This window comes from Planktothrix sp. FACHB-1355 (assembly GCF_014748295.1).
In the GTDB taxonomy this organism is placed as follows: domain Bacteria; phylum Cyanobacteriota; class Cyanobacteriia; order Cyanobacteriales; family Aerosakkonemataceae; genus Aerosakkonema; species Aerosakkonema funiforme_A.
This window is the reverse complement of the sequence record NZ_JACJUP010001094.1, coordinates 1-2344: the sequence shown is the minus strand read 5'-3', so window position 1 is coordinate 2344 and position 2344 is coordinate 1. Positions and strand designations below refer to the sequence as shown.

Sequence of the window (2344 nt, the reverse complement as noted above, 5' to 3'; positions counted from 1 at the left end):
GCCACAAAATTGTCATAACTTGCCGTTCCGAGTTATTCAGTCACTTAGCTTACAGTCTGCCAGCTTCATTCCGGGTAATGGCGATCCAACCTTTAGATCAGGAGCAACTCAAACAGTGGTTCAAGAATTGGTCTAAACTCCAACCGAAATCGATCGCCCAATCTTACTTTAACTTCCTCAAGCAGAGTGGCGTTTTTCGCCAATTACCGGAAGTTAAGGATTTGACGGTTCTCGTGCATCAACCCCTAACGCTTCTGATCTTGGGGATTTTGTATCGCTGCGGGCGACTGGATGAAAGGATCTTTCCCTTGCGGGGTTCTCAAATCAGGTTTGAAATTTACGATCGACTTTGCCGGTGGTTATTGGGAGAAACATGGGACGGCATCTCAGCTAGCGATAGCCTGTCGATTTCCGTTCGAGAAGGTTTGCCCAATAGCGGTCGCACTCCAGAAGCGATCGCATCTTTGCTGGAGGGTCGGTCTGTCCAACAAGTTCGCCAACAAATGCAAGTCGCGGCTCTGATTTTACTGCAAAGCGGTCGTAACTGCTGCACGGAAAGCGCCGTTTCTACCCGTTTGGCGAGCGAATTTTCGGAGGGTGCTGCTATTTCCGGCTTACCTGCTTTTTACTTTCGCAGATGCGATCGCAGCAAAGCAGGCCATGTGGTGAACAATTTTTCTGCCTCCCTTTCCCATTCCGCCAAACTTTCTTTTTTTCATGCCAAGTTGGGAGAATATTTTTGCGCCGAAGCTTTAGCCGAAAAGTTGAAATCTTTGGCTTGCAGAGTGGCGGATGCTTACGGGGAAGTTATCTTTGCGATCGACTCGCCTTCTCGCGTCGCTCAACAGATTTATAGTTTATTGGGTTACGGCATACTTTCGGCTGAAATTGAAGAAATGATCGTTGAGCGTCTGCGGCGAGAAGAAGCACGCGATCGCACATCGTTTTCTTTCGCTATTTTGTTAGAACGGCTCAACAGTTTCTGGACTGCTTACTGTCGAGGGCGATGGTTAGATGAAGGGTTGGCTCATACAGCACGCTCTGGGTTACAATCTTTGGGCAATCCCCTCAATGTTTTGCAAATTGATGCAGTTGTGGGACTCAATCTTTTTCAGTTGCTGTGTGCTTGTCACCGAGAAGCACAAATTCCTTTTTCTCCTTGTGGGGAAGCACAAGTTACAGAAGAATTCGATGCCGATCGATTGCTTACTTTAATCGGTCGCACGGCGGTTTTATCGCCAGATACTTTCTGGGCGCGATCGAGAGGCAGTTTGATGTACTTGAATTTATCTAAAACTTGTTTAAATGATGTTGTTTTGCCAGGGGCTAACTTCTGGAAAACAAATTTCTTTGGCGCTGAGTTAGCGGGTGTCAATTTTGCTGGCGCAAATCTTCAGGAAACTAACTTATCTTGGACAAATCTTACGGATGCTAATCTTTCCGGTACCAATCTTTCTGCCGCTAAGCTGGAAGGAGCTAATTTGACAGGTGCCAATCTCTTGGGCGCAAATCTCCAGTTAGCCAGTCTTACTAATGCTTGTTTGTTTGAGGCTCAGTTGGATGAAGCTGCTAAAGATTTGGCGGAAAAAAGTGGTGCCCTCTTTTCTTTACAACAGTATACAGCTTGTCAGCAAGCTCTCGCTTCTCTGGAAAGCAGCACCAGGCAAACACCAACGATTGCTAAAAACATCATAGTCAATCAAACTGATGATGCTGACTCGACTCTACTTCTGATTGAGCGTAGCGAAGGAGCAACTGACGACCCCAATCAAAGCGGTATGGATGGTAATGATGAAACTATGTTTTTGTAAAGGGGCTAGGGAAGAGGGAACAGGGGAGAGGGGAGAGGGTAAAGGAAAAGATTTATTCTTCCGCGCCCCTGCGCCCCCTAGAGCGCCAGTCCAGTAAAAGTGGTTGACAAAAATAACGAAATATCTGTTATGTAGGGGCGTTCGCGTAGCGTGCCGGAGGCATTAGCATTTGGGCGACAATCGATCGCCATCGGCAACAATTTTTCTATCCAAATGCAACGCCGTCGCCGAGGTTTCTATAGAAATACACACCTTATTTGTTTTGTCAACCTCTTTTACTGGACTGGCGCTCTAGCCCCTAATTGGGCTCTTCCGTACTTGAAGTGATAATAAAATGTAATGAATGCTTTGGAAAGCCTGTCATACAAGCGTTATAGCTTTCGTAGAGGTACAAAATCTAACTTATTAGTTTTAGACCCTTGAGTTTCCCTCTGCTCAAGCCAACCGGCAAATTGATTAGCAAAATTTATCACACTAAGTACGGGAGAGCGAAGGGTTTATGGCAGCGGATTGCATATAAATTGCTAGTGCCT

General features: G+C 46.2%; 1 protein-coding gene. It reads left to right on the top strand.

Going from position 1 to position 2344, the window contains the following annotated elements; genetic code table 11:
• Positions 1-1811 (top strand): pentapeptide repeat-containing protein (locus H6S82_RS29385; RefSeq protein ID WP_191057190.1); only part of this gene is annotated, 1811 nt, incomplete at its 5' end.
• Positions 1812-2344 lie beyond the last annotated feature (533 nt).